Origin of the sequence: Castellaniella ginsengisoli, assembly GCF_040955415.1 — a bacterium.
Taxonomy (GTDB): domain Bacteria; phylum Pseudomonadota; class Gammaproteobacteria; order Burkholderiales; family Burkholderiaceae_B; genus Castellaniella; species Castellaniella ginsengisoli.
Genome location: NZ_CP158257.1, coordinates 144,414 through 169,315, shown reverse-complemented (window position 1 = coordinate 169,315; position 24,902 = coordinate 144,414). Strand labels below are relative to the sequence as shown.

26 protein-coding genes and 1 tRNA gene are annotated in these 24,902 nt (G+C 66.0%); 17 read left to right on the top strand and 10 right to left on the bottom strand.

The window, feature by feature from the left end; translation table 11 throughout:
• The first annotated feature begins 6 nt into the window (after positions 1-6).
• The 3 genes from ectB to thpD are packed head-to-tail and all read left to right on the top strand — an operon-like array spanning position 7 to position 2,649.
• Complete coding sequence (gene ectB / locus ABRZ00_RS00820; RefSeq protein WP_368642823.1) at positions 7-1,311, top strand: diaminobutyrate--2-oxoglutarate transaminase; 1,305 nt, start codon at positions 7-9, stop codon at positions 1,309-1,311.
• Positions 1,311-1,715 carry an ectoine synthase gene (locus ABRZ00_RS00815; protein ID WP_343835642.1) on the top strand — a complete coding sequence of 135 codons (405 nt, stop codon included), beginning with the start codon at positions 1,311-1,313 and terminating at the stop codon, positions 1,713-1,715. Before ectB ends, ABRZ00_RS00815 begins: the two co-directional genes overlap by 1 nt.
• A gap of 31 nt (positions 1,716-1,746) precedes the next feature.
• Positions 1,747-2,649, top strand: coding sequence for an ectoine hydroxylase (gene thpD / locus ABRZ00_RS00810; protein ID WP_368641465.1), 903 nt, complete (start codon positions 1,747-1,749; stop codon positions 2,647-2,649).
• Positions 2,650-2,768: 119 nt separating this feature from the next.
• On the opposite strand, the gene ehuA is transcribed toward thpD, so the two are convergent.
• Genes ehuA through ehuB form a run of 4 tightly spaced genes read right to left on the bottom strand, consistent with a single transcriptional unit; the run spans position 2,769 to position 5,839 of the window.
• Complete coding sequence (ehuA, locus tag ABRZ00_RS00805; protein ID WP_343835640.1) at positions 2,769-3,587, bottom strand: ectoine/hydroxyectoine ABC transporter ATP-binding protein EhuA; 819 nt, start codon at positions 3,585-3,587, stop codon at positions 2,769-2,771.
• Between the two features lie 8 nt (positions 3,588-3,595).
• Positions 3,596-4,288 carry an ectoine/hydroxyectoine ABC transporter permease subunit EhuD gene (gene ehuD / locus ABRZ00_RS00800; RefSeq protein WP_368641466.1) on the bottom strand — a complete coding sequence of 231 codons (693 nt, stop codon included), beginning with the start codon at positions 4,286-4,288 and terminating at the stop codon, positions 3,596-3,598.
• The gene (ehuC, locus tag ABRZ00_RS00795; protein ID WP_343835638.1) at positions 4,289-4,960 is read right to left on the bottom strand and encodes an ectoine/hydroxyectoine ABC transporter permease subunit EhuC; all 672 of its coding nucleotides are present in this window, start codon (positions 4,958-4,960) and stop codon (positions 4,289-4,291) included.
• Positions 4,961-4,978: 18 nt separating this feature from the next.
• Entirely contained in the window at positions 4,979-5,839 is an 861-nt protein-coding gene (gene ehuB, locus ABRZ00_RS00790; RefSeq protein WP_368641467.1) for an ectoine/hydroxyectoine ABC transporter substrate-binding protein EhuB, read from the bottom strand.
• 504 nt (positions 5,840-6,343) lie between these two features.
• Between ehuB and aroG the strand changes: the two genes are divergently transcribed.
• Genes aroG through mnmA form a run of 6 tightly spaced genes read left to right on the top strand, consistent with a single transcriptional unit; the run spans position 6,344 to position 13,863 of the window.
• Positions 6,344-7,432, top strand: a complete 1,089-nt coding sequence (gene aroG / locus ABRZ00_RS00785) for a 3-deoxy-7-phosphoheptulonate synthase AroG (protein WP_343835927.1) — start codon at positions 6,344-6,346, stop codon at positions 7,430-7,432.
• Between the two features lie 57 nt (positions 7,433-7,489).
• Positions 7,490-8,905: an FAD-linked oxidase C-terminal domain-containing protein gene (locus ABRZ00_RS00780; RefSeq protein WP_343835636.1), complete on the top strand. Its 1,416-nt coding sequence runs from the start codon at positions 7,490-7,492 to the stop codon at positions 8,903-8,905.
• A 9-nt stretch (positions 8,906-8,914) separates the two neighbouring features.
• On the top strand, positions 8,915-10,411 hold the full coding sequence (locus tag ABRZ00_RS00775; RefSeq protein ID WP_368641468.1) for an FAD-linked oxidase C-terminal domain-containing protein: 1,497 nt from the start codon (positions 8,915-8,917) through the stop codon (positions 10,409-10,411).
• Between the two features lie 10 nt (positions 10,412-10,421).
• A complete protein-coding gene (gene glcE / locus ABRZ00_RS00770; RefSeq protein WP_343835634.1) occupies positions 10,422-11,516 on the top strand; it encodes a glycolate oxidase subunit GlcE in 1,095 nt (364 codons plus the stop codon).
• Positions 11,517-11,525: 9 nt separating this feature from the next.
• Positions 11,526-12,755, top strand: coding sequence for a glycolate oxidase subunit GlcF (gene glcF, locus ABRZ00_RS00765; protein ID WP_368641469.1), 1,230 nt, complete (start codon positions 11,526-11,528; stop codon positions 12,753-12,755).
• Entirely contained in the window at positions 12,748-13,863 is a 1,116-nt protein-coding gene (gene mnmA, locus ABRZ00_RS00760) for a tRNA 2-thiouridine(34) synthase MnmA (RefSeq protein WP_368641470.1), read from the top strand. The genes glcF and mnmA overlap by 8 nt, the downstream gene beginning before the upstream one ends.
• Before the next feature lie 68 nt (positions 13,864-13,931).
• Here mnmA and ABRZ00_RS00755 read toward each other — a convergent pair whose 3' ends face one another.
• Positions 13,932-14,549: a glutathione S-transferase gene (locus ABRZ00_RS00755; RefSeq protein ID WP_368641471.1), complete on the bottom strand. Its 618-nt coding sequence runs from the start codon at positions 14,547-14,549 to the stop codon at positions 13,932-13,934.
• Between the two features lie 161 nt (positions 14,550-14,710).
• Between ABRZ00_RS00755 and purB the strand changes: the two genes are divergently transcribed.
• From purB to ABRZ00_RS00740, 3 genes are all read left to right on the top strand, one after another.
• Positions 14,711-16,087 carry an adenylosuccinate lyase gene (gene purB / locus ABRZ00_RS00750; protein ID WP_368641472.1) on the top strand — a complete coding sequence of 459 codons (1,377 nt, stop codon included), beginning with the start codon at positions 14,711-14,713 and terminating at the stop codon, positions 16,085-16,087.
• Positions 16,088-16,171: 84 nt separating this feature from the next.
• Positions 16,172-16,247 (top strand) — tRNA-Lys (locus tag ABRZ00_RS00745).
• A gap of 227 nt (positions 16,248-16,474) precedes the next feature.
• The gene (locus ABRZ00_RS00740; RefSeq protein ID WP_368641473.1) at positions 16,475-16,738 is read left to right on the top strand and encodes a hypothetical protein; all 264 of its coding nucleotides are present in this window, start codon (positions 16,475-16,477) and stop codon (positions 16,736-16,738) included.
• 23 nt (positions 16,739-16,761) lie between these two features.
• On the opposite strand, the gene ABRZ00_RS00735 is transcribed toward ABRZ00_RS00740, so the two are convergent.
• A complete protein-coding gene (locus tag ABRZ00_RS00735; RefSeq protein WP_368641474.1) occupies positions 16,762-17,115 on the bottom strand; it encodes a hypothetical protein in 354 nt (117 codons plus the stop codon).
• A gap of 66 nt (positions 17,116-17,181) precedes the next feature.
• Here ABRZ00_RS00735 and ABRZ00_RS00730 point away from each other — a divergent pair, with 66 nt between their 5' ends.
• The 5 genes from ABRZ00_RS00730 to ABRZ00_RS00710 all read left to right on the top strand — a co-directional run bounded on the left by ABRZ00_RS00730 (position 17,182) and on the right by ABRZ00_RS00710 (position 20,902).
• Positions 17,182-17,892 carry a carbonic anhydrase gene (locus ABRZ00_RS00730; protein ID WP_368644355.1) on the top strand — a complete coding sequence of 237 codons (711 nt, stop codon included), beginning with the start codon at positions 17,182-17,184 and terminating at the stop codon, positions 17,890-17,892.
• Between the two features lie 3 nt (positions 17,893-17,895).
• Positions 17,896-18,048 (top strand): hypothetical protein, encoded by a 153-nt coding sequence (locus ABRZ00_RS00725; protein WP_368641476.1) that lies wholly within the window; start codon positions 17,896-17,898, stop codon positions 18,046-18,048.
• Positions 18,049-18,319: 271 nt separating this feature from the next.
• A complete protein-coding gene (locus ABRZ00_RS00720) occupies positions 18,320-19,234 on the top strand; it encodes a M14 family metallocarboxypeptidase (RefSeq protein WP_368641477.1) in 915 nt (304 codons plus the stop codon).
• A gap of 1 nt (position 19,235) precedes the next feature.
• Positions 19,236-20,168, top strand: a complete 933-nt coding sequence (locus ABRZ00_RS00715) for a 2-hydroxyacid dehydrogenase (protein WP_368641478.1) — start codon at positions 19,236-19,238, stop codon at positions 20,166-20,168.
• A gap of 101 nt (positions 20,169-20,269) precedes the next feature.
• A complete protein-coding gene (locus ABRZ00_RS00710; RefSeq protein WP_368642824.1) occupies positions 20,270-20,902 on the top strand; it encodes a hypothetical protein in 633 nt (210 codons plus the stop codon).
• Positions 20,903-20,911: 9 nt separating this feature from the next.
• Here the strand turns inward: ABRZ00_RS00710 and ABRZ00_RS00705 are convergent, their stop codons facing one another.
• The 4 genes from ABRZ00_RS00705 to ABRZ00_RS00690 all read right to left on the bottom strand — a co-directional run bounded on the left by ABRZ00_RS00705 (position 20,912) and on the right by ABRZ00_RS00690 (position 24,705).
• Positions 20,912-21,988 (bottom strand): ADP-ribosylglycohydrolase family protein, encoded by a 1,077-nt coding sequence (locus tag ABRZ00_RS00705; protein WP_368641479.1) that lies wholly within the window; start codon positions 21,986-21,988, stop codon positions 20,912-20,914.
• Positions 21,949-23,469, bottom strand: coding sequence for a diguanylate cyclase (locus ABRZ00_RS00700; RefSeq protein ID WP_368641480.1), 1,521 nt, complete (start codon positions 23,467-23,469; stop codon positions 21,949-21,951). Before ABRZ00_RS00700 ends, ABRZ00_RS00705 begins: the two co-directional genes overlap by 40 nt.
• A gap of 147 nt (positions 23,470-23,616) precedes the next feature.
• Complete coding sequence (locus ABRZ00_RS00695) at positions 23,617-24,369, bottom strand: hypothetical protein (RefSeq protein WP_368641481.1); 753 nt, start codon at positions 24,367-24,369, stop codon at positions 23,617-23,619.
• A gap of 15 nt (positions 24,370-24,384) precedes the next feature.
• Positions 24,385-24,705, bottom strand: coding sequence for a BON domain-containing protein (locus ABRZ00_RS00690; protein WP_343835925.1), 321 nt, complete (start codon positions 24,703-24,705; stop codon positions 24,385-24,387).
• Between the last annotated feature and the right edge of the window lie 197 nt (positions 24,706-24,902).

Genomic DNA, 24,902 nt, shown 5'->3' with positions numbered 1-24,902 from the left:
GAAACAATGGATCTGAAAATATTCGAACGGATGGAGTCCGAAGTCAGGGGCTACGTCCGGTCATTCCCGGTGATCTTCGCCAAGGCGCGCGGATCGGAACTGTTCGATGAAACGGGACGCTCGTACATTGATTTCTTCAGCGGCGCGGGCACCCTGAACTACGGCCACAACAACCCGGTCCTGCAGGAACGCATGGTCGAGTATCTGTCTTCGGATGGCGTGGTGCACGGGCTGGACATGGCCACCAGCGCAAAAAAGCACTTTTTGCAGACACTGGACCGCCTAGTGCTCAAGCCGCGCGGGCTGGACTATAAAGTGCAGTTCACGGGTCCGACCGGCACCAATGCGGTCGAGGCTGCCCTGAAACTGGCGCGCCAGGTCAAGGGCCGCCAGAACGTCATCTCCTTTACCCACGGGTTTCACGGCGTCTCGGGCGGCTCTCTGGCCGTGACGGCCAATCAGAAATTCCGCAAAGCCGCCGGCGTGGCGTTGGGCAATACCAGCTTCATGCCCTTCGACGGCTATTTCGGCCCGGACGTCGACACCATGGCCTGGCTGGAGCGCATGCTGGACGACCCGAGCAGCGGGCTGGATCATCCCGCCGCCGTGATCGTCGAGACGGTGCAGGGCGAGGGCGGGGTGAACGTGGCTTCGCAGCGCTGGCTGCGCGAGCTGGAGCGCCTGTGCCGCCGCCACGACATGCTGCTGATCGTGGACGACATCCAGGTGGGCTGCGGTCGGACGCGGGACTTCTTCAGCTTCGAGGCCGCCGGCATTTCGCCCGATATCGTGACCTTGTCGAAATCTCTCTCCGGCGCCGGATTGCCCATGTCGCTGGTGCTGTTCCGGCGTGAACTCGACGTCTGGGAGCCGGGTGCGCACAGCGGCACGTTCCGCGGCAACAACCTGGCGTTCGTCACGGCCGCGCAGGCCCTCGAATCCTATTGGGCGGATGACGCCTTGTCCAGGGAAGTGGAGGCCAAGGAGGCGCTGGTGCGCGACTGGCTGGAGAATCTGGCGCACAGTTGCCGTCACGCGGGCCTGACCGTGCGCGGCCGCGGCCTGATCCAGGGGCTCGCGATGCCGGTCGGCGACGATCTGGCCAACCAGATCGCCCGGCGGGCCTTCCAGGAAGGTCTGGTGGTGGAAACTTCGGGGGCGCGCGACGAAGTCCTGAAGATCCTGCCCGCGCTGACGATTCCGCGTGAACAATTGATTCGGGGGCTCGAAATCATCGAACGCTGCACCAGCGAAGTCCTGGCGGGTCTGGGCCGCCGCCCGCAGGTGCTCAAAGTCGCGGGGAGCAACTGATGATCGTACGCAATGTCAAGGACGTGATCGGCACCGATCAGGAAATCGTGACCGAGAACTGGACCAGCCGCCGTGTGCTGCTGTCCAAGGACGGGATGGGGTTTTCCTTCCATGAAACCGTGATCTTTCCTGGAACGGAAACCCACATCCATTATCAGAACCACCTTGAGGCCGTGTGGTGCATCGAGGGCGACGGCGAGATCGAGACGATTGCCGATGGCCGCCGGTTCGCGCTCGGCCCGGGCGTGGTCTATGCCTTGGATCAGCATGATGAACACTGGCTGCGCGGCGGGCGCGAGCCCTTGCGGGTGATCTGCGTCTTCAATCCGCCGCTCACCGGCCGCGAGGTGCATGACGCTTCGGGCGTCTATCCGCTCGAACTGTGCGAGACGGACAGCGCCTGAGCGCGGGCAAGAAGAGCAGAAGGGATTGGTTATGAAAGATTGTTATGTTTCCAGAACGGGGCGGGACGCGGCGCTGATCGCGCGCGGCGATCCCGTGGTGTATGACGGGGGCCGCTACGCCGATGCGCTCGACGAGACGCAACTGCGGGCCTATGAGCAGGACGGTTTTCTGGTCCTGCCCGGCGTGTTCGGTGCCGATGAGGTCGGGGCGCTGCGCCGCGAGGCGCAGGCGCTGGAACACGATCCGGCCGTGCGCGAGGGCGAGGAGGTCATCCGCGAGCCGGGGGGCACCGCCTTGCGGTCGATCTTCCGGGTGCATGAGCTGGGCCGGCATCTGGCCGACCTGCCTCGCGACCCTCGGCTCCTGGACGTGGCGCGCCAGATCCTGGGCTCGGAGGTCTATATCCATCAGTCGCGGGTGAACATGAAGCCCGCGCTCGACGGCAAGGAATTCTATTGGCATTCGGATTTCGAGACCTGGCACGTGGAGGATGGCATGCCGGCCATGCGCGCCCTGAGCTGCTCGGTGCTGCTGACGGACAATACCGCCTTCAATGGGCCGTTGACCTTGATTCCGGGCTCGCACCGGCAATTCGTGGCCTGCGTGGGTGAAACGCCCGAGGACAACTACCGGACCTCGCTGCGGCGCCAGGACGTGGGCGTGCCTGATCCGGTCAGTCTGCGCCTGCTGGCCGAGAAGGGCGGGTTGCGCGCCGTCACGGCGCCGGCCGGTTCGGTGGTGTTCTTCGATTGCAATACCCTGCACAGTTCGGGCGGCAACCTGTCTCCCTGGCCGCGCAGCAATGTGTTCATGGTCTACAACAGCGTGGAGAACCGCCTGGTTGCGCCTTTCCATGGCATGAAACCTCGTCCCGAACATATCGCGGCGCGGCGTTCGATCGAACCGCTGACGCCGCTGCAGGTGGCGGCCTAGACCTGGGTCCGGCGCGCATGCGCCGGGCATGCGGCCGGACGCGCGTGCCGCCCTTTGGGGCGGTACGCGTATTTTTTTCTGGGCGCCGCGCGACGCCGGTTTCGCGGTCAGCCTGCCGATCAGCCGGCGGGTTGATGGGTTTCCATGAAAGAGCGCAGAAACTCCTGGGTGCGCGCTTCCCGGGGCTCGGTGAAGAGCATTTCGGGCGGCCCCTGTTCGACGATGACGCCTTTGTCGAAGAAGCACACGCGATCCGAGAACTGGCGCGCGAATTCCATTTCGTGGGTGACCAGCAGCATGGTCAGGTCGTGCTCTTCGGACAGGCGGCGGATGACGGTGAGCACTTCGCCGACCAGTTCCGGATCCAGGGCCGAGGTCGGCTCGTCGAACAGCATGATACTGGGGTGCATGGCCAGGGCGCGGGCGATGGCCACCCGCTGCTGCTGGCCGCCGGAGAGCTGGCTGGGGAATTTCTCCGCATGTTCGGTCATGCCGACCAGATCCAGGTACTTGTGGGCGCGCCGGACGGCTTTCTCTTTGCTCAGGCCCAGGACGTGGATGGGCGATTCGGTGATGTTGCGCAGCACCGTCATGTGCGGGAACAGGTTGAACTGCTGGAACACCATGCCCATTTCCTTGCGCATGGTGCGCAGGTGGGCCTCGCTGGCCGGCACGGGCTGGCCGTCGCGGTATTCATGCCACAGGGGTTTTCCGGCCACGTGGATCATGCCTTCTTCGATGGTCTCCAGTGTCATGAGGATGCGCAGCACCGTCGATTTGCCCGAGCCCGAGGGGCCGATGATGGTGACTTTCTCGCCCTTGGCCACTTGGAAGTCCAGATGATCGAGGACGGTAGTTTCGCCGAAGCGTTTGACCACCCCCTCCATGGTGATGATGGGGGTGCTGTTCGGGTCGGTTTGGGCGGATGTATCGTTCATGGTCGGGCTCAGCGCAGAGGAATGCCTTGCTTGGGCAGTTTTTCGTCGAGGTGGCGGACCAGGAAGGCGGCCAGCAGCGTCATGATGAGGTAGAGGAGGCCGACCAGGGTGAGCGGCACCATGTAGTTGAAGGTGCGGTCGCCGATGATGCGGGCGACGTTGAGCATTTCCAGGACGGAGACCACGGACAGGACGGGGACGTCCTTCATGATGGAGACGAGGTAGTTGCCCAGGGCCGGGATGATGCGCGGGATGGCCTGGGGCAGGATGATGACGGCGAAGGTGCGCAGCGGCGAGATGTCCAGCGCGCGCGCGGCCTCGGTCTGGCCGTGGGTGATGGATTCGAGGCCGGCGCGGTAGACCTCGGACATGTAGGCGCTGTACTGCACGCCCAGGGCCAGGGCGCCGGTGAGGAAGGCGGGCAGGACCAGGCCGTATTCGGGCAGGACGTAGTACAGAAAGAAGAGTTGCACGAGCAGGGGGGTGTCGCGCAGGAATTCGGTGAAGACGGCGGCGGGCCAGGCGATGAGCTTCAGGCGCGCGCTTTTGAGCGCGGCGAGGATCAGGCCGAGGACGGCGCCGACGACGAAGCCCAGCAGCGTGGCCTGGACCGTGACGACCAGGCCGCGCAGCAGGATGGGCAGGATCGACCAGGCGAAGACCCAGTCGTTGGCGGTGTTCCATTCGATGCCGAACAGCATTCAGGTTCCTCTGGCGCGCCAGCGCCCCACATAGGTTTCCAGAAGACGCATCAGGGCGGCCAGCACCAGTGCCATGCCGAAATACATGAACAGCAGCAGGGTGTAGACGCCGACGCTGTCCTGGGTGAAGTTGCGGATGCGTTCGGCCTGGAAGGCCAGGTCGCCCAGGCCGATCAGTGAGACCAGGGCGGTGTCCTTGAGGTTCTGCACGGCCAGGTTGCCGAAGCTGGGCATCATCTCGGGCACGGCCTGGGGGATGGCGATGCGCCACAGAATCTGCCTGGGGGTGAAGTCCAACGCCTTGGCGGCCTCGTGCTGATTGTGCGGCACGGCCTGGATGGCGCCGCGCACGACCTCGGCGCCATAGGCGCCGATGTTCAGACTGAGCGCCAGGGTGCCGGCCACGACCGGGGGCAGGCGCAGGTCGATGCCCAGGGCCTGGCCGAGCACCGGCAGGGCGAAGAACAGCCAGAACAACTGCACCAGCAGCGAGGTGCCGCGGAAGATCTCGATCAGGGCGATCGAGATCCAGCGGCAGAGGCGCAGGCTGGAGAGGCGGCCGATGCCGAACAGGAAGGCGAACACCCCTCCCAGAAGGGTGGAATACAGGGCGAGCCGGATCGTGACCCAGGCGCCCTCCATCAGGGGGTTCAGGTAGGACAGCCAGTTCATGCGCGGTGCGGTCGGGCCTTAGCCGGCGCAGAGCTGTGCGGTGCTGCGGGCGAAGGACTCGCTCGTGTCTTCCTCGGAGAAGCCGTAGCCGTGGAGGATGTCCTTCCATTCCTGGGTTTTCTTGAATTTCGCCAGTTCCTTGTTCACGGCGTCGCGCAGGTCGGCCGAATCCTTGGAGAACGCGAAACCGCCCCAACTGCGCACGACCTTGCCATCGACAACCGGATCCTTGAAGTCGTGGGCGGCCTCGGTCTTGCCCTGGCTCTTGGCGGCCAGCTCGGAGACGGTCAGGCTGGTGGCGGCATAGGCGTCGGCGCGGCCGGTAGAGACGGTGGAGATCGCGTCGGCGTTGTTGGAGATGGTGACGATCTGGTCGGCGGGCACTTTCAGCGCCTGCAGCATTTCGAGCTGGTCGGCGCCCGCCATGATGGCGACCTTGTGTCCCGAGGTGGCGAAGCTCTCGAAGTCGTGGATGTCCTTGGGATTGCCCTTGGCCACCAGCAGGCCCTCGCCGTAGGAGCTGTTGGGTTCTGAATAGATGATCTGTTCGCAGCGCTGGGGCAGGATGGCCATTTCGGCAGCGACGATGTCGTAGCGGTCGGCCTGCAGGCCGGGGATGAGCGAGCCGAAGTTGGTGGTGGTCCAGGCGATGTTCTTGATGCCCAGGGCCTTGGCGATATGCTTGATGACGTCCGGGCCCGCGCCCTTGGCCTCGCCGTTGAGGTCCATGTAGCCGTAGGGGATTTCGTTGGCGACGGCCACGCGCAGCGTGCCCGACTTCTGGATGGCGGCCAGATCGGCCGCCTGAGCGGCTGCGCCCGGCCCCAGCGTGAAAGCGGCGGCTGCGGCCAGCAGCCAGGGTTTGAAGGTGGTTTTCATGGAGAGTCTCCTGAATGTGTTTGTGTGAAATGATGTCTGAGCGAATGATGGATTATAGAATGATTTGTGTGCTAATCAATTCACGTGGAATGTTCTGGCCGGAACAGAAAGATCGGGCGTGAGCGGAAAATACTTCAGGGATTACTGGAGCAATTTTCTTGCCGTAGAAGAGTGGAGGCGTGCTAGGATTCACCCATCAATCCATGCGCAGCGTCAAGTTCGCATGGAAAAGGCTGGGGAAGCGTGGAAAAAGCTTCGAGGGCATGGAATCACGGAGACATCGTCGGAGCAACTTTCTTGCCCCTGAGACGGGTGTTATGCTAGGATTGACCCATGCATTCGATTCCTTATTTTTTCTACTTTTTTACGTTTCCAAAACCGCTGGTGGAGGAAGGGAATCGCTGTACAAAAAGGTAGACCACACATTCCCGAAAAAGCCGCCGGCGCTGCCAGGCGGCTTTTTTGTTGCCGCCCCGGCATCCGGCCCATGAATGGAGCATGACCGTGTCACACAATACCGACGATACCCGCATCCGAGAAATCCGCGAGCTGGCCCCGCCCGCTCATGTGATGCGTGAATTTCCCTGCACGGCGGATATTTCCCGGACCGTCCACGACACCCGGCATGCCATCCACGAGGTGCTGTACGGCAGAGACGACCGCCTGGTGGTGGTCGTCGGCCCGTGCTCCATCCACGATACCCAGGCCGCCATGGAATACGCCCGCCGCCTGGCGCCGGAGCGCGAACGCCTGGCGGGCGACCTGGTGATCGTCATGCGGGTGTATTTCGAAAAACCCCGCACCACGGTGGGTTGGAAGGGCCTCATCAACGACCCCGGCCTGGACGGCAGCTTCGACATCAACCAGGGCCTGCGCACCGCGCGCGAACTGCTGATCGACATCAACGCCCTGGGCCTGCCGGCTGGTACCGAGTTTCTGGACATGATCACGCCGCAGTACATCGCCGACCTGGTCTCCTGGGGGGCCATCGGCGCGCGCACCACGGAAAGCCAGGTGCACCGCGAACTGGCCTCGGGGTTGTCCTGCCCGGTGGGCTTCAAGAACGGGACCGACGGCAACACGCGCATTGCCATCGACGCGCTCAAGGCTTCGTCGCAGCCGCATTATTTCCTGTCGGTCACCAAAGGCGGGCATTCGGCCATCGTGTCCACGCGCGGCAACGAAGACTGCCACATCATCCTGCGCGGCGGCAAGGCGCCCAACTACCAGGCGGAACATGTCCAGGCGGCGGCCGAGGCCCTGGAAAAGGCCGGCATGCGCCCGCGCGTGATGGTGGACGCCAGCCATGCCAACAGCAGCAAGGACTACACCCGCCAGCCTTTGGTGATCGAAGACGTCTGCGCTCAGATCGAGGCCGGCGACATGCGCCTGTTCGGCGTGATGGTCGAAAGCCATCTGGTGGGCGGCCGCCAGGATCTGGTGCCGGGCAAACCCCTGGTGTATGGCCAGAGCATCACCGATGGCTGCGTGGATTGGGACACGACGGTGGCCGTGCTCGAGCGGCTGGCCGCCGGCGTGCGCGCCCGCCGGCAAACCGCCCAAGCGGCGGCGTCGATCAGCAGTGCCGCCTGAGGCGCGCTGTCCGGCAGGCTTTCGGGTTCACTGGTTTTCGAGAAGACAGGATCAAAGATGGATACCTTGCATATCGCCCAGCAGGCCCGGCCGCTGCCGGATGGTTTCCTCGATGCGCTGAGCGCCCGTTTTGGCGAGCGTTGCTCGAGGGCGCAGTCGGTGCGCGAGCATCACGGGCGTGACGAATCCCCGTATCCGGCCATGCCGCCCGACGCCGTGGTTTTCGCCCAGGACGCGGAAGAAGTCGCCTGGGTGGCGCGCCACTGCCACGACCACGGCATCGCCCTGATTCCGTACGGCGCGGGCTCGTCCCTGGAAGGCCACCTGCTGGCGGTCCAGGGCGGCGTCTGCCTGGACTTGTCGGGCATGAACCGGATCGTGGCCGTGCATGCCGAGGACTTCACCGCCACGGTTCAGGCCGGCGTGACCCGCAAACAGCTCAACGAGGCCCTGCGCGACACGGGCCTGTTCTTTCCGATCGACCCGGGAGCCGATGCCAGCCTGGGCGGCATGGCCGCCACCCGCGCTTCCGGCACCAATGCCGTGCGCTACGGCACCATGCGCGAGAATGTCATGTCGCTGAAGGTCGTCACGGCCGACGGGCGGGTGATCGAGACCGCCAGCCGGGCGCGCAAGTCCTCGGCGGGCTACGACCTGACCCGCCTGTTCGTGGGCAGCGAAGGCACCCTGGGCATCATCGTCGAAGTCACCGTGCGCCTGTATCCTCAGCCGGAAGCCGTGTCCGCCGCGATCTGCAATTTCCCGGATCTGGGTTCCGCCGTCGACAGCGTCATCGAGGTCATCCAGATGGGCGTGCCGGTCGCCCGGATCGAGTTCATGGACGCCCATGCCGTGCGGGCGACCAACCGCTACAGCCACCTGACGCTGCGCGAATCGCCGTTGTTGCTGTTCGAATTTCACGGCAGCCCGGCCTCGGTGCGTGAGCAGGCCGAATCGGTGCAGGCCATCGCACGCGACCATGGAGGCCGGGATTTCGAGTGGGCCGACCGCCCGGAAGACCGCAGCCGCCTGTGGACGGCGCGGCACAATGCCTATTTCGCCGGCCTGCAGTTGCGTCCGGGTTGCCGTTCCAGCACCACCGATGTGTGCGTGCCGATTTCCCGGCTGGCCGAATGCGTGGGGGAAACCGCCCGCGAACTCGACCAGGCGAGCTTTCCCTACACCATCGTGGGCCACGTGGGCGACGGCAATTTTCACGTCCTGATGTTGCTCGACCCTGAAAACCCGGACGAGTGGGCCGAATCCGAGCAATTGAACCAGCGCCTGGTCGCGCGCGCCATCGCCATGCAGGGGACCTGCACCGGCGAGCACGGAGTCGGGCTGCACAAGCAGGCTTTCATGCGGGCCGAGCATGGCCAGGATGCCCTGGACGTGATGGCCGCGCTCAAGACCGCGCTGGACCCGCGCAACGTGCTCAACCCCGGCAAGATTCTGCCGCCGGAGACGACCTGAAGGAACGTCATGGACATCGCAAGCCCTGCGGACGAGCGGCACGCCAGCGTGCCCGATTTCCCCGGCTTTCTTGCGCGCATTGCGCGCGGGCTGCCGGCGCATTGCATTCTTACCCGGCCTGAACAGACCCGCGTCTACGAGTGCGATGGGCTGGCCTTGTATCGTGAACAACCCCCGGTGGTGGTGCTGCCCGAGAACGAGGCGCAGGTCATTGCCGTCCTCAAGGCCTGCCGCGAACACAATGTGCCCGTGGTGCCGCGCGGTGCGGGCACCGGCCTGTCGGGCGGCGCTACACCGCACCCTCAAGGGGTGGTCGTCGGCCTGGCCAAGCTCAACCGGATTCTGCGCCTGGATCCAGAAACGTGCGTGGCTGTCGTCGGCCCGGGCGTGCGCAACCTGGCGATCTCGGAGGCCGCCGCCCCCTATGGCCTGTACTATGCGCCGGATCCGTCCAGCCAGATCGCCTGTTCCATCGGCGGCAATGTGGCGGAGAACTCGGGCGGCGTGCATTGCCTGAAATACGGCCTGACGGTGCACAATGTCCTGCGCGTGCGCGTGGTCACGATCGAGGGCGATATCGTCGAACTCGGCGGCGAGGCGCCGGACGCTCCGGGCCTGAACCTGCTGCAGGCGTTCATCGGCTCCGAGGGCATGCTCGGCCTGGTCACCGAAGTCACGGTGCGGCTGATTCCGCGCCCGCAACTGGCGCGGGTGGTCATGGCCAGCTTTCCCAGCGTCGAGCAGGCGGGCGAGGGCGTCACGCGGATCATCGCGGGCGGCATCATTCCGGCCGGGCTGGAGCTCATGGACAAGCGCTCGGTGCACATGGTCGAGCCCTTCGTGCAGGCCGGCTACGACCTTGAGGCCGAGGCCATCCTGCTGTGCGAATCGGACGGCACGCCCGACGAGGTCGCCGAGGAAATCGCCCGTGTCGAGGTGCTGCTGCGCGAGGCCGGTGCCACGCGTCTGCAGACGTCCGCGTCCGAAGAAGAACGCCTGAAATTCTGGGCTGGCCGCAAGAACGCCTTCCCTGCCGCCGGCCGCATTTCGCCCGATTACTACTGCATGGACGGCACCATCCCGCGCCGCCACCTGGGACAGGTCCTGGCGGCCATCGCGGGGATGGAAGGTCGGTTCGGCCTGCGCTGCGCGAACGTGTTCCATGCCGGAGACGGCAATCTGCACCCCCTGATCCTGTTCGACGCCAATCAGCCCGACGAGATCGAGCGCGCCGAAGCCTTCGGCGCCGCCATCCTCGAACTGTGCGTCCAGGTGGGTGGCACCATCACCGGCGAGCACGGTGTGGGCCTGGAAAAAATCAACCAGATGTGCGCGCAGTTCACCCGCGACGAACTGGATGTCTTTTCAGCGCTCAAACGCGCCTTCGACCCCTATGGGCTGCTCAATCCGCTCAAGCTGATCCCGACGCTGGTGCGCTGCGCCGAATACGGCAAGATGCACGTCCACCAGGGCGACATCCGCTTTCCCGACATCCCCCGGTTCTAGGATTTTCTCCATGGAATTCGTACTGTCTGAACTTTGCGAGCAGGTCGTCACCGCCCGTGCGGCGCAGCGCCCGCTCCTCATCCGGGGCGGCGGCACGCGGCTCTTCTACGGCGGGCCGCTGCCGGCGGACGATGCCGCATCCTGGCTGGATCTGTCCGCCTACCAGGGCGTGGTCAGCTACGAGCCGTCCGAATTGGTGCTGACGGCCCGTGCCGGTACGCGGCTGACGGAAATCGAGACCTTGCTGGCTTCGCAGGACCAGATGCTGGCCTTCGAGCCGCCGCGTTTCGGCGCCGCCGGCACCCTGGGAGGCTGTGTCGCCTCGGGCCTGGCCGGGCCGCGCCGCATGGCCGCCGGCTCGCTGGCGGATTTCGTACTCGGCACGCGCTTGCTGAGCGCCGATGGCAATGTGTTGCGCTTCGGCGGCGAAGTCATGAAGAACGTCGCGGGCTACGACGTTTCGCGCCTGCTGGCCGGGTCGCTGGGCGTGCTCGGGGCGCTGGTGGAGGTTTCCCTCAAGATCGTGCCCCGGCCGCGCTGCGAGGCCACCTGTGTCCTGGCGCTGGATGAATCCGCCGCCCTGGACCGGTGCCTGCGCTGGCGGTCGCGTCCACTGCCGGTGTCGGCGACCGCCTGGGTGGCCGATGCCTCGGGCACCGGCGGGAAATTATCGGTGCGCCTGTCGGGCAATGAATCGGCCGTGCGCCAGGGCCTGGACGAGATCGGCGGGGAACGCATGCCCGACGAAACCGCCGGGGCGTTCTGGCTCGCCCTGCGCGACCAGACGCATGCGTTTTTCGAACAGCGGCCCCTGTGGCGGATTGTCCTGCCGGCCGGGGCGCCGGTCCTGGGCCTGGCGCCCGTGCTGCATGAATGGGGCGGCTGCCTGCGCTGGCTGGCCGGCCCCCATGATGCGGCGGCGCTGCGCGACCGGGTCCAGGCGCTGGGCGGCTCGGCCTGCCTGTACCGGCGCGAGGGCGCGCCACAAGGCGTGCCGGCCTTCCATCCCTTGGCCGACGGTGTGCTGCAGATCCACCGGCGGCTGAAACGCGAATTTGATCCCGCCGGCTTGTTCAACGCCCACCGGCTGTACCCGGAACTTTAAGGATTTACCATGCAGACACAACTCGCGGAATGGGCGCGCGATACCGATTTCGGCCGGGAGGCCGATGAGATCCTGCGCCGCTGCGTGCATTGCGGCTTTTGCCTGGCGACCTGTCCGACCTACCAGATCCTGGGCGACGAGCTTGACAGCCCGCGCGGGCGCATTTACCAGATCAAGCAGGTGTTGGAGGGCGCCGAGCCGACCTTCGTCACGCAGCAGCACCTGGACCGCTGCCTGACCTGCCGGAATTGTGAAACGACCTGTCCGTCGGGCGTCCAGTACGGCGCCCTGGTGGATATCGGTCGCCAGATCGTCAGTGAACGCGTGCGCCGGCCGTGGCGCGAACGCCTGGTGCGAGAGACCTTGCGCCGTTTGATGGGCTCGCGCTGGTTCGGCTTGCTGTACCGGATCGGCGGTTGGGTGCGGCCCGCGCTGCCGGCCGTGCTGCGCTCGAAGATTGCGGAACCCCGGCCGGCGGGCCCGTTGCCGGCCGAGCCGGGGCGTCATGCGCGCCAGGTGTTGATGCTGGCCAATTGCGTCCAGCCCGCGATGATGCCGTCGATCGACGCCGCCACGCTGCGTGTGCTGGATGCGGTCGGCGTGGGGACGCGCATCGCCGCGGGATCGGGCTGCTGCGGTGCCATCAATTTCCACCTGGACGCCCAGGAGGCGGGGCGCGGCCAGATGCGCGCCAATATCGATGCCTGGCTGCCGTTGCTTGAATCGGGCGAGGTCGAGGCCGTGATCGTCAATGCCTCGGGTTGCGGCGGCATGATCAAGGACTACGCCCATCACCTGAAGCACGACCCGGCGTACGCCGAGCGCGCCGAGCGCCTGATGCCGTACATCAAGGACATTGCGGAGTTCCTGGCGCCGATGGCGGCCGAAGTCCGCGCCAAAATGCGCCGGGCACCGGGGCGCAGCGCTTTCCACCCGCCCTGCACCCTGCAGCACTGGCAGGGCCTGCGGGCCGTCACCGAACGGCTGCTCGCCGACTTGGGATTCGATCTACAGGCCTTCGACGAATCGCATCTGTGCTGCGGCTCGGCGGGCACCTATTCGATCACCCAGCCGGTGCTGTCGAAGTCCCTGCGCGACCGCAAGCTTCAAGCCATTCAGGAAACACTGCCCGAGACGATCGTGTCCTCGAACATCGGCTGCATCTGCCATCTCCAGAGCGGCACCGGCACGCCGGTGCGCCACTGGATCGAGACTGTGGACGAGGCGCTGCATGACTGATCGCCCGCCGCGCGGCGCCCGGGTCGTCATCGGCATGTCGGGCGGGGTCGATTCCTCGGTGTCGGCCTGGCTGCTCAAGCAGCAGGGCTACGAGGTGGTCGGTCTGTTCATGAAAAACTGGGAAGACGACGACGACAGCGAATATTGCTCGTCGCGCCAGGATTTGCTGGACGCCGCCAGCGTGGCCGACGTGGTGGGGGTCGAACTCGAAGCGGTCAATTTCGCCGCCGAATACAAAGACCGGGTGTTTGCCGAGTTTCTGCGCGAATACTCCGCCGGCCGCACCCCCAATCCGGACGTGCTCTGCAATGCGGAAATCAAGTTCAAGGCCTTTCTGGATCATGCCATGGGGCTGGGGGCGGACTACATCGCCACCGGCCACTATGCGCGGGTGCGCCGCATGGCGTCTGCGCAAGGGGTGCGCAGCCAGTTGCTGAAGGCCTTGGACAGCACCAAGGACCAGAGTTATTTCCTGCACCGCCTCAATCAGGATCAATTGGCGCGTACTTTGTTTCCGCTGGGCGAACTGCCCAAGACGGAAGTCCGCCGCATCGCCCGCGAGATCGGCCTGCCCAATGCGGCAAAGAAAGACTCCACGGGCATCTGCTTCATCGGCGAGCGGCCGTTCCGTGAGTTCCTGAACCGCTACCTGCCCACCCGGCCGGGCCCGATGCTGACGCCCGAAGGGCGGGAAATCGGCCGTCATCAGGGGCTGGCCTTTCACACCCTGGGCCAGCGCAAGGGCCTGGGCATCGGCGGGGTGCGCGGCGCCCAGCGGGAAGATGGCACGGCCGAAGCCTGGTATGCGGCCCGCAAGGATCTGGAGAACAACATCCTGTATGTGGTCCAGGGACACGATCACCCCTGGCTGCTCAGTGAGCGGCTGCACGCTCAGGATGCCAGTTGGGTGGCGGGCGAGCCTCCGGCTCCCGGCTCCTATGCCGCCAAGACCCGCTACCGTCAAACCGATGCCGCCTGCATCCTGGAAGCCGGGGGAGGCGCGGAGTTCGCGCTGAGCTTCGCCGAGCCCCAGTGGGCCGTCACACCGGGCCAATCGGCCGTGCTGTACGACGGTGATGTCTGCCTGGGTGGCGGAATCATCCTCTAGCTTGGCGCGTCGAGCGGCTGACCGCGCGCATCCCCGCGGATGCCGCGGGAAATCGGCAAGACAGTGCGTTATGCCGAGGCGGGCGGCTTCGTCGTCGCGAACGAGGGGCGCGCGCCGAGCTTGTCGGCCAGGCGGGCCAGATGGCCATGGCTGGCGCGCCAGCCCATGTCCGGGAAGCGCAGGTCCAGGTAATCCAGGGCCGCGCCCACGGCGATATCGGCCAGGCAGAGGTTGACGCCTGTGCAATAGGGCTGCTCGCCCAGCAGTTGTTCCATGTAGTCCAGCCCCGCATGGATTTTCTGGTGCTGGCGGGCGATCCAGTCGGGGCTGCGCTGGGGCTCGGGCCGGCGGCGGGCCTCCATGAAAGCGGCCGCGGCGGCGTCCATGATGCCATCGGCGATGGCTTCCCAGCGCTTGACTTCGATGCGCTCGCGTCCCGGCGGCGGGATCAGCCGCCCGACCGGCGAGAGCGTGTCGAGGTATTCGACGATGACGCGCGAATCGAACAGCGCGCCATTCTCGTCCATGATGAGACAGGGCACCTTGCCCAGGGGATTGTGCGCCGTGACGTGTGTCGCGGACCCCCAGGGGTCGTCGAGAATCAGCTCGTAATCGAGTTTTTTCTCGGCCAGCACGATACGAACCTTGCGGACGTAGGGACTGGTCAGGGAACCGATCAATTTCATGGGGAAAAAAGAGAGTCCAAGGCTCAAAAAGTATAGCAGGGCGGATCCCTCGAACCCGGGTATGCGGGGCATTTCGGTCTTTTTTTTCCAAGCGCCCGCAGCGGGGTGTGGTATATCCGCCCTGTCAGGGAATACGCGAAGTCGGATGTTAGAATTCCGCCATGCAAATCGATCCCTCTCTCAGCGTACTGAACGCGTTGTCTCCCCTGGACGGACGTTACGCGGCCAAGGCCGATGCGCTGCGGCCCTTCTTATCCGAAGCGGGTTTCATGGCGCATCGCGTCGAAGTCGAGATCGCCTGGCTGATCGGCCTTTCCGACGCCGGGCTGCCTGAATTGCCTGCGTTTTCGCCATCGGCGCGTGCGCGGCTGCAGGCGCTGGTCCGGGATTTCTCCGAGACCGACGCGGCCCGTATCAAGGCCATCGAACGCACGACCAATCACGATGTGAAGGCCGTGGAGTACTGGCTCAAGGAACAGGTGGCCGATGATGCTGAATTATCCCGGGCGGCTGAATTCATCCACTTCGCCTGCACTTCGGAAGACATCAACAACACGTCGCATGCTCTGATGCTGGGCCGGGCGCGCTCGCAGAGCGTGGTGCCGGCACTGGAGGCAGTGGCCGCCCGCTTGCGCGAACTGGCGCATCAGCTTGCCGATCAGCCTTTGCTGTCGCGCACCCATGGTCAGCCGGCCACGCCCAGCACCATGGGCAAGGAATTCGCCAACGTGGTCGCCCGCCTGGAGCGGGCCTTGGATGCGATCCGCTCCGTGCAGCCCCTGGCCAAGATGAATGGCGCCACGGGCAACTACAACGCCCACTTGGCGGCCTATCCGGAAGTCGACTGGCCCGCTTTCTCTGCGGGCGTCCTGGGCGGCCTGGGGCTGACGCAGAATCCCTATTCGATCCAGATCGAGCCGCACGACTGGATGGCGGCCCTGTTCGACGCCATCGCCCGTGCCAACACCATCCTGCTGGATCTGAACCGCGACGTCTGGGGATATATCTCGCTGGGGTATTTCAAGCAACGCTTGAAAGATGGCGAAGTTGGCTCTTCCACCATGCCGCACAAGGTCAATCCGATCGACTTCGAGAACTCCGAAGGCAATCTGGGCCTGGCCAATGCGGTGTTGCGTCACCTCTCCGAGAAACTGCCCGTGTCGCGCTGGCAGCGCGACCTGACCGATTCCACCGTGCTGCGCAACCTGGGCGTGGCGCTGGGCTACGGCCTGGTGGCCTATGAAGCCTGTCTGCGCGGCCTGGGCAAACTGGAGCTGAACGCCGCTGCCATCGACGCTGACATCGACGCCTGCTGGGAAATTCTGGCCGAGCCGGTGCAGACGGTGATGCGCCGCTACGGCCTGCCTCAGCCCTACGAGCAACTCAAGGCCTTGACGCGCGGCAAGGGCATCACCGAGCAGGCTTTGCGGGAATTCATCGCCAGCCTGGACCTGCCCGCCGAGCCCAAGGCGCGCTTGCAGGCGATGACGCCGCGCAGCTACGTCGGCCTGGCGGCCCGGCTGGCCAAGGCGGTCTAGGCGGTTCCCCCTCTTTGCGCCAGGGCGTTTTGTGCGGCTTCTGAAAAAGGTGTATACTTTCGTTCTTCGCAAAATTTCTGCGAAGGGCTGTTAGCTCAGTTGGTAGAGCAGCGGACTCTTAATCCGTCGGTCGAGTGTTCGAGTCACTCACAGCCCACCAAGGATAGCAAGCACTCAGGCCAGTTCTTCGGAACTGGCCTTTTTGCAGGAGCATCAAGGGCCTGGATGAAAATCTGGGCCCTTTCTTTTTGCCCGGGTTTTCTTGCATCCGTCCCCCACCGGGGGACACGATGTGTGACAAAGTCGTCCGGCGATTGGCTCCGGTTTGGCCGGGCGCGGTCCGGTAATCTGATATAAAAACGGCAGTGTGTTGCAGGAGACCGGGGAATGTCCGTTCGAACATCATGCCGATTCGGTATGGCGCTGCTGTTGGCCGCGCTGATTTCGGGGTGCTCCCTGTTGGGCTCCGAGGGCGCTGGCGCGGGCTCGCCGGGGGCTTACTCTTCCTCGTCCGGCGAGTGCAGTTGGAACCGCAGCAGGTGCCTTTACGAGGGCGCCTATGAGCCCGGTGAGCGGGATTATGCCGAACAAGAGGCGAAGGCGCTGAACCGGGCCGCGCTGGAGAAGCTCCGCCGCAATGCGGGCCGGTAGTCGGTTTCCGCCGACCCAGCCGTCTACCGGAAGGCTGATCGCGAATCGTGTGCCCGGCCGCCGTGGCGCCGCGTCACGGTCTGCATGAAGGCGAGTCCCAGGCCGCCGTCGGCGGGCTTCTGAGCGTCGTCGGGCAATCTCCGGAAGCGCAAGAATTTCAGTATCGAGAGCGGCCTGCGTCTCCGGGAAACCGCGTCATCGGCCCAGTCCGCTGTTTGGCGAGCAGATGCCGTGCCGGCGGAAAATCCGGGTAATCCTGCGTTTGATTTTTCTTTCCAGGCAAAGGGAGCGCTGGTTATCATGACAGCGACAAAGCCGGTGCGGATGATGCCGGACCGGCTGTCGGGCACGGTACCCCGTTCGATGGGATTGTGCATTCAGCATATGAATCAAACAAAAAGGACACCCTCATGTGTGAACTGAACTGTTGTGTAAAAGATGCTGTGCCTTCCCGACGCTCTTTTCTGCGGTCTTCACTGGCTGCCGCGCTGGCGGTCGCTGCGGGCGGGGCGCTGCCTGGGGGGCTCGCCGTGGCGCGTGCCGAATCTGTCCCCAAGCCGCAGAATGTTCTGGATCCGGATGCCGCGCTTGCGCAGTTGGTCGAGGGCAATGAGCGGTATGTGTCCGGGACGGCCCGGCGCCATGACTTTATCAACGAGCGCCTGGCCTTGACGGCGGGGCAGAATCCCTATGCGGCCATATTGGGGTGCGCCGACTCGCGCGTAGTACCCGAATACGCGTTCGATTGCGCCCGAGGCGATCTATTCGTCGCTCGGGTAGCGGGCAACTTCGTCAATGCCGATATGCTGGGCAGCCTGGAATACGCGGTGGCGGTCTTGGGTGTGCCGCTGATGGTCGTGCTCGGCCATGAACGATGCGGCGCGGTCGATGCCGCCGTCAAGGCCGCGGGCCAATCGGCCAGTTATCCGGGCAGCATCCCGTCGTTGGTGGCCGCCATCGCGCCCTCGGTCGAGAAAGCCCGGGCGCGGGCTGGAAACCTGCAGGAAGCCGCAGTAGAGCAAAACGTCCTCGACAATGTGGCGGCCTTGGCTGCGCATTCGGCCATCATTCGGGAGGCCGCCGAGGCCGGCAAGTTGCGGATCGTCGGAGGCGTCTACCGCCTGAAAACCGGCCGGGTCGAATTTCTGGGGTAGACGATGGCCGGCGGTCCCCGCATCCTGATCGTTGAGGATGAACCGACGCTGGCCGAGAATCTGTATGGTTATCTGGAGCGCCAGGGCATGGTGCCGGATGTGGCCTATGACGGTCATGGCGCGCTCGTCCTGCTGCGCGAGGCGGCGTTGGCTTGATCCTCGCACTGGCGGCTTGGATGATATTTCGCTGGATCGTGAGCGAGGAAGAGCGGATGCTGCGCGCTTCCTTCGGTGCGCCGTTCGAGAATTACTGTGCGCGGGTGCCCCGGTTCCCGTCTTCGAGGCCATCGAAGCCGCTCAGCACGCCGGTTGGCTGCACGTCCGGCTGTGGCTGTATTGAGGTGCGAAGCGGGCTGGCCGGGGTATTGGCGGGGGAAGGCCGTGTGATACATTCCAAGGCAGTTTGATCCCCAGGAGAGTCCGGTTCATGCAGCCCCCGTTCTACCCGATCGGCACCCCCGGCGTTCCGTGGGGGGACGCTGAAATCGCCGCCTGGCTTGCCCGCCAGCGCCGCCACCGCAGTTATGCCGACGAAGTCCTGAGCGAAATCGAACGCCTGCGCGGCCGGTTCGACGTCGTGCCCTACGGCCGTCTGGACTACGCGCCCGATGTCTACCCCCTGTTTGCGCTGCGCAGCCGCGATTGGCAGCCCGCGCGCCCGGTGGCGCTGGTCACGGGCGGGGTGCATGGGTACGAGACCAGCGGCGTTCACGGCGCGTTGCGTTTCGCCGAGCGCCACGCGGCCGACTACACGGGGCGGCTCGATCTGATGATCGTGCCCTGTGTCAGCCCCTGGGGTTATGAACGCATCCATCGCTGGAATCCCCTGGCGCTGGACCCGAACCGCTCCTTCCACCCTGGCAGCCGGGCGCCGGAGTCGGCCGCGCTGCTGGCGCTGGTGGCGCCTTTTGCGGATCGCGTGCGGGTGCACATCGATCTGCATGAAACCACCGACACCGACGAGTCCGAGTTCCGTCCCGCGCTGGCGGCGCGCGATGGCCGGTCTTTTTCTCCGGGTCGCATTCCCGACGGCTTCTATCTGGTCGACGACACCGAGGCGCCCCAGCCCGCATTCCAGGATGCCGTGATCCGCGCCGTCTCCAAGGTCACCCATATCGCACCCGCCGATACGCAAGGCGAGATCATCGGTTCGCCCGTGGTCGCCCCGGGCGTCATCCGCTACGATTTGCGGTCGCTGGGGTTGTGCGCCGGCATCACGGATGCGCCCTACCGCACGACGACGGAAGTCTATCCCGACAGTCCGCGCGCCACGCCGGAGCAGTGCAACGCCGCTCAGGCCGCGGCGGTGTGCGCGGCGCTGGACTACGCCCTGGAGCATTGACATGGAAATCGTCTTTGCCTCCACACTGGAACCCGATCCCCAAGCCTGGACGACCGCACTGCGTGCGGCCCTGCCTGGAGCCCGCGTGCGCCTGTGGGGCGATGGCGAACTCGAAGGCCGGGCGGATTTTGCCGTGGTGTGGGCGCCGCCCGCCGATCTGTTCGCGCGCGAACCCCGCCTGCGCGCCTTGCTCAATCTGGGCGCCGGGGTCGATGCCTTGCTGCGCTTGCCGGGCCTGCCCGACGATCTACCCCTGGTCCGCCTGGAAGACGGCGGCATGGCGGTGCAGATGGCCGAATACACGCTCTACCACCTGCTGCGCGAGTCGCGTGATTTCGGGCGCTACGAGCGCCACCAGGCCGAGGGGCTCTGGCAGCCCCTGGACGACATCGACCGGAGCGCCTGGACTGTCGGTGTCCTGGGCGCCGGGGCCATGGGCGCCCGGGTCGCCCAGGCCTGCGCCGCGCTCGAATACCCGACGGCGGTCTGGTCCCGCAGTGGCCGCAGTGTGCCCGGCGCCGAATCCTACGGCGGCCAGGCGGGCCTGGCCGCCTTCCTGGCGCGTACCCGCGTTCTGGTGAACGCCCTGCCGTTGACCGACGCCACGCGGGGGATTCTGTGCCGCCGCACCTTCGACCAGTTGCGGCCCGACGCCTTGCTCATCAACATCGCCCGAGGCGGCCATCTGGTCGAATCCGACCTGCTGGCCGCCCTGGACAGCGGCCGCTTGCGGGCGGCGGCTCTGGATGTATTCGAGCAGGAACCCCTGCCGCCCGGACATCCTTTCTGGGCCGATGCGCGCATCCGGATCACGCCGCATGTCGCGGGCGCCAGCCTGATGGACCGGACGGTGCGCCAGATCGCCGACAAGATCCGCGCCCTCGATCGGGGCGATGCGGTCACCGGCGTCGTGGACCGGACCCTGCAGTACTGATGGCGGGCGCGCGACCGCCGGCGTTTGCCCGCAGGCGTGCGGGGTGGCTGGCGTGCGGCCTGCTGGCGCTGGCCGGCTGTGCCGCCCCGTCCGACCCCGGGATGCCGGGCGAAGCCATGTCGGCCGATCAGTTCGCCCAGAGCGATCTCAATCGCCTGCAGACCCTGGCGATGCGCGACAACCTGGGCAGTCTGGATCGTCTGCTGGAAAAGCTGTACCGGCGTAATCCGGGGGAATGGCGCAAGGCCGGGTTCACGGATCTGGGGGCCGCGCTGGAGCAGGGCCGCGCGCGTATCCGCCGGGGCGAGGTGCCGCAGGAACTGGACGGCTTGCAGGACATCGAGGTGCTGTCGGTCGCCATGGATCCTCGTTATCCGGGGGACCGGGTGGCGGCATTCGTGCTGGGGCTGTCCAGCATGATCATCGCGGCGCACGGGGGATTGACCCGCTTTCACGTCGGCGACGCGATCCAGGCCCGGCATGTGTTCAACGCCGCCCGCAACGTCGAGATCGCCGCCTGGATGCTGTCCAGCCGGCGCGATGCCCAGGGGCGGCCGCTGCTGTTGTCCAACGAACTGGGCGACGGCGTGGCGAATCTGAGCTTCGAGCGCGAGTTCGGCCGGATCATCGCCCGCCTGGATCTGGAAGCCGCCCTGCAGGACGAGAGCCTGCGGCGCATCGGCATCAATTACGTGCAGGGCCTGCTGTTTTTCAATTTCCTGCCGGTGCGCTGAGCCCGGACGTCAGGCCACCGCCTGGCGGGCCAGCCGCCCGGCGCGCTCCAGGCGCTGGGCACCGTGTTCCAGGGGTTCGAGGAAGCGGGACGGGATGGCCTGGATGCCGCCGAGGGCGCCGCACAGGGCGCCGGTCAGCATGGCCCGCGCTTGATTCTGGCCGCCGCCGTTGACGGCGTGGAGCACGGCGGATTCGAAATCGCCCTGGAAGCGTCCGGCCAGGTAGTAGGCGGCCGGGAACTGGTGATAGACCGCACAGGGCATGCCGTACACCAGCGAAGCCTTCCAGGCCGGCTCGATATGGACGCCGGGATCCTGGGTTGCGCGCAGAATGCCGGAGACGGTCAGCAAGGCGTCGGGCGAAGGGAACTGGCCGGCGGCCCGGGGCGCTTCCGGCCCCGGAGGCGGGGTGTCCTCCCCGGCCGAGGTGACGCTGTGGAAGGGCAGGTCGCCGTTGCGGACCCGTTCCATCAGCCGGTCGGAGGTGGCGGCGTCCAGCGGCTCGCCGCGCACCAGGCTGCCCAGTACGCAGCCGTAGGCGACGGTCATGGCCATGACCGTGGTATCGCGTTGGGTCAGTGCCGTGTTCGTGGCGCAGTGGCGCGCCAGCTCGGACGGCTGGCTGGCGTAGCGCACGGCCAGGGCCAGAATGCGCTCGGCCGCCTCGGTGGTGTCGGCCAGACCCGCCACGCGACCCCAGGGCAGGCCCGCGCCCACGCGCAGGCGCCAGGTTTCGCGGATCGACTGGCTGGTGTAGCCGCCCGGCCCGTTCATGGGCGTGCCGTCGAGCAGGGGAAAGAAATCTTCGTCCAGGCGGCGGCAGAAGTCTGCTTCGTCGTAGCCGCCGCAGGAATCCAGGGATTCCGTCAGCAGATCGAGGATGAAACCGGCCTGGCCCGATTGGCCGGCCTGCAGTCCCGCATGGTAGCGGTCGGGGCGGGGCGCCGTGTAGCCATCGATCCAGTCGCCGTAGTCGCGCCGCAGGGCGTTCAGGTCGTAGTACCAGTGAGGCCCCAAGGCCAGGGCATCGCCGACGTAAGCGCCGATCAGGGCGCCTTGGGCGCGTTGTTCAAGGGTGGGGGCCATGCCGGATCCTCCGTGTCTTCCGTATGGGCGGCGGGGCCGCCATGTGCATGCACCTGATTGCGGCCGCTGCGCTTGGCCTGGTACATCGCCTGATCAGCATACGCCAAAAGCTCGGACAGGGAGGCAAACGGGGTGCGGGCATCGTGCACCGTGCCGATGCTGACGGAGATTCGCAGGGCCAGGCAGGCGTCGAGGGGGACGGACAGTTTCTCGACGCAGAAACGCAGGCGCTCGGCAATATCGCCAGCGTCCCGTTCGGACGTATCGGGCAGGAACAGGGCGAATTCCTCGCCCCCCAGCCGGCCGAACAGATCGTGGGGGCGCACAAGGGTGCGGATGGTCTGGGCGAAGGCTTTCAGGACCTGATCGCCGGCGGCGTGGCCGTGACGGTCGTTCAATTGCTTGAAGTGGTCGATGTCCAGCATCAGCAGGGCATTGCCCTGGGGCGGCGCCGGGGTGCGGCCCAGGTGCTCGTCGGCGCTGCGCAGGAATGCCTGGCGCGACAAGGCCCGCGTCAGGCTGTCGTGATCGAGGGCGAGGCTCAGCGATGAAATCAGATCACTGCGGGCCGCCAGAATGCCGGAGACCAGCAGCGGCGACATGATCAGCAGCAGCACCCCCAGCCTCAGGGAGACCATGTCCCAGGCGTGCGTGCCCGCCAGCGGGTGATTCTGGCCCAGCGGCACCCAGCCGTTGGCGGCGCCCAGCATCACGATGAGGGCGGTCAGCAGCGTGATCCAGGCCGTCGTGCCCTGGCGGTAGGCCAGGGCGCAGTACATCAGGGCCGGAATGGGGAAGGCGGCGGCTCCCGGGCCGCCCAGCAGAAAGCACAGGGACACGCTGGCGATCAGGGCGGCCAGAGGCAGCAGCAGGGTGCCGTTGCGCATCCGCCTGAGCAGTGAAGACCAGGCGTGGCGGCGATCCCTGCGCGGCCGGAAGCGGCGCGGCAGGAGCATGATGGGCGGCAGGAACGCGCAGTAGCTGAGCAGTTGGCCGAAGAACCAGTTCAGGGCGATTGTCATCCATGGCTCGTCGGGCCGCAGCCAGGGGGTGAGGGCCAGCGCGACGGCGGCGTTGGTGGCCGCCGCCGCCGTGCAGGCGGCAAGGACGCGGCCGATGGCACGGGGATTGCGCAACTGGTCGGGCGACCAGGACGAGGTCAGGATCGCCCAGGCGATCAGCACGCCCGACAGATCGGTGATGCCATAGCCCAGGGCGGCCGGCCAGGTCATGTCTTCGAAAACGATGTTCGCCAGGAGCATGCCGCCGAGCGCGCCCGCCCAGGACTGAGGATGAGACAAGGACGGATGGCGAACCAGCAAGGCGGTCAGCAGCGCATTGGCGGGCCACAAGACCGAGAGCCCCCCTTCGGGTTGCGTCAGTTGCCCCAGCAGTGAGCACAGGCACGCAATCGCCGCGACCAGGACAGCCTGGACGGGCTTCCGACAGCATCGTATGCGGAGACGGAAAACCGAGGTCATGAGAGCGGGGGATCTGGTAAGAGGGGCGCTGCGCCCTGAATGTAACAGAGCGTCTGTGTCTTGTCTCTTGTGGAATGCCCCGGGGGGCTTGAAAGGCTTTTCCTGCGTTGCCGCCGTGTTGGATTCGGCCCTCAATCCCTATGGCGGTCAGTTCGTCCGGGGGCGGCGCGTCTGTTGCTGCCAGGCCAGCACGGCCTGGGCGGCCTGGGCCATGATGCGTTCGTGGCGCTCTTTCGGCCAGGCCTGGCGCAGCGAGGCGAACAGGCATTGCGTGCTGGATTGCGCCAGCCCTACGGCGCCGCTGTTCTCCAGCAGGTGGATCTGAATATGCGCCAGCGTATCCGCGACCAGGCGCCACCCCAGCGCGGGCATGGCGGCGTCCAGGGCCAGCAGTTGACTGCCCAGGGCTTGAATCACAGGTTCGATGGCTTCGAGGTTTTCGCCGGCGCACATGGCATGCCACAGGGCCAGGTGAATCTGGCGGCGCAGCGGAATCTTGAAATCGATGGCCGCTGTTTCAGTGGCGTCGAGCCCATCGAATTGCCGTTGGAAACGGGCGTCGTCCTCGGGGCCGAGGCCGGTGCGCAGGGCGCCGATCAATGTGGTCAGGGGCGGAATGGCCTGGATGCCAAACGCCTGGCTGAAGGCCAGGCCCCATTGATCCAGGCCGGCCAGCAGCAAAGCCATCCGCAAGGCACGCGCCTCGGCGTCGGGGTCGGACTGGACCCATTCCAGGCATTGCGTGCGCAGCGCTTCCTGCGGAAACGAGGACGATCCCGCCGCCGCGTGGCGGAAGGCCTGCGTGAAGGATTCCCGGGCCAGGTCGGCCGCCTCCGCCTGGACCCTTGGCGGGGCCAGTGTGGCAAGCGGATCGTGGAGGTCGGCGCGGGCATCAGTCATGGCGCCCGCATTGTCTCATGGTTTGACGACCAGGCCGTTGTGCACCCGGGTCACGCCCTTGACGGATCGGGCCAGCTCGCCGGCGCGGTCTTTTTCGCGCTGGGATTTGGCAAAGCCCGACAACTGCACCACGCCGGCATCGATGGTCTTGACGTTGATGTTGGCCGCCGAAGTCTCGGGGTCGTTGGCCAGCTTGGCCTTGACCTCGGCGGTGACGGTGGCGCCGTCGATGTACTGGCCGACGGTTTCCTGCTTGCGTGCTACGGAACAGCCCGAGATCATGAGGGCTGCGGTGGCGGTCATCGCGGCGAAGGCGATGAGGCGGGTGGCGTTCATGTTCATGGTGGGGATCCTGTGAATGAGAAGCTTGCACTGCATGGATAAAGTAGCATGCGCCATGCCTGGGCGCATGGTCCCGCGGGTCCGGATCATCGGGCTCCGTCTGGCGGCGACGGCGTCAACCGCCCGTGTCTGGTGAATGCCCTTCTCCCGTTTGTGGGGCAGAGCCCGGAAAACAAAAACGCCACCTCGAA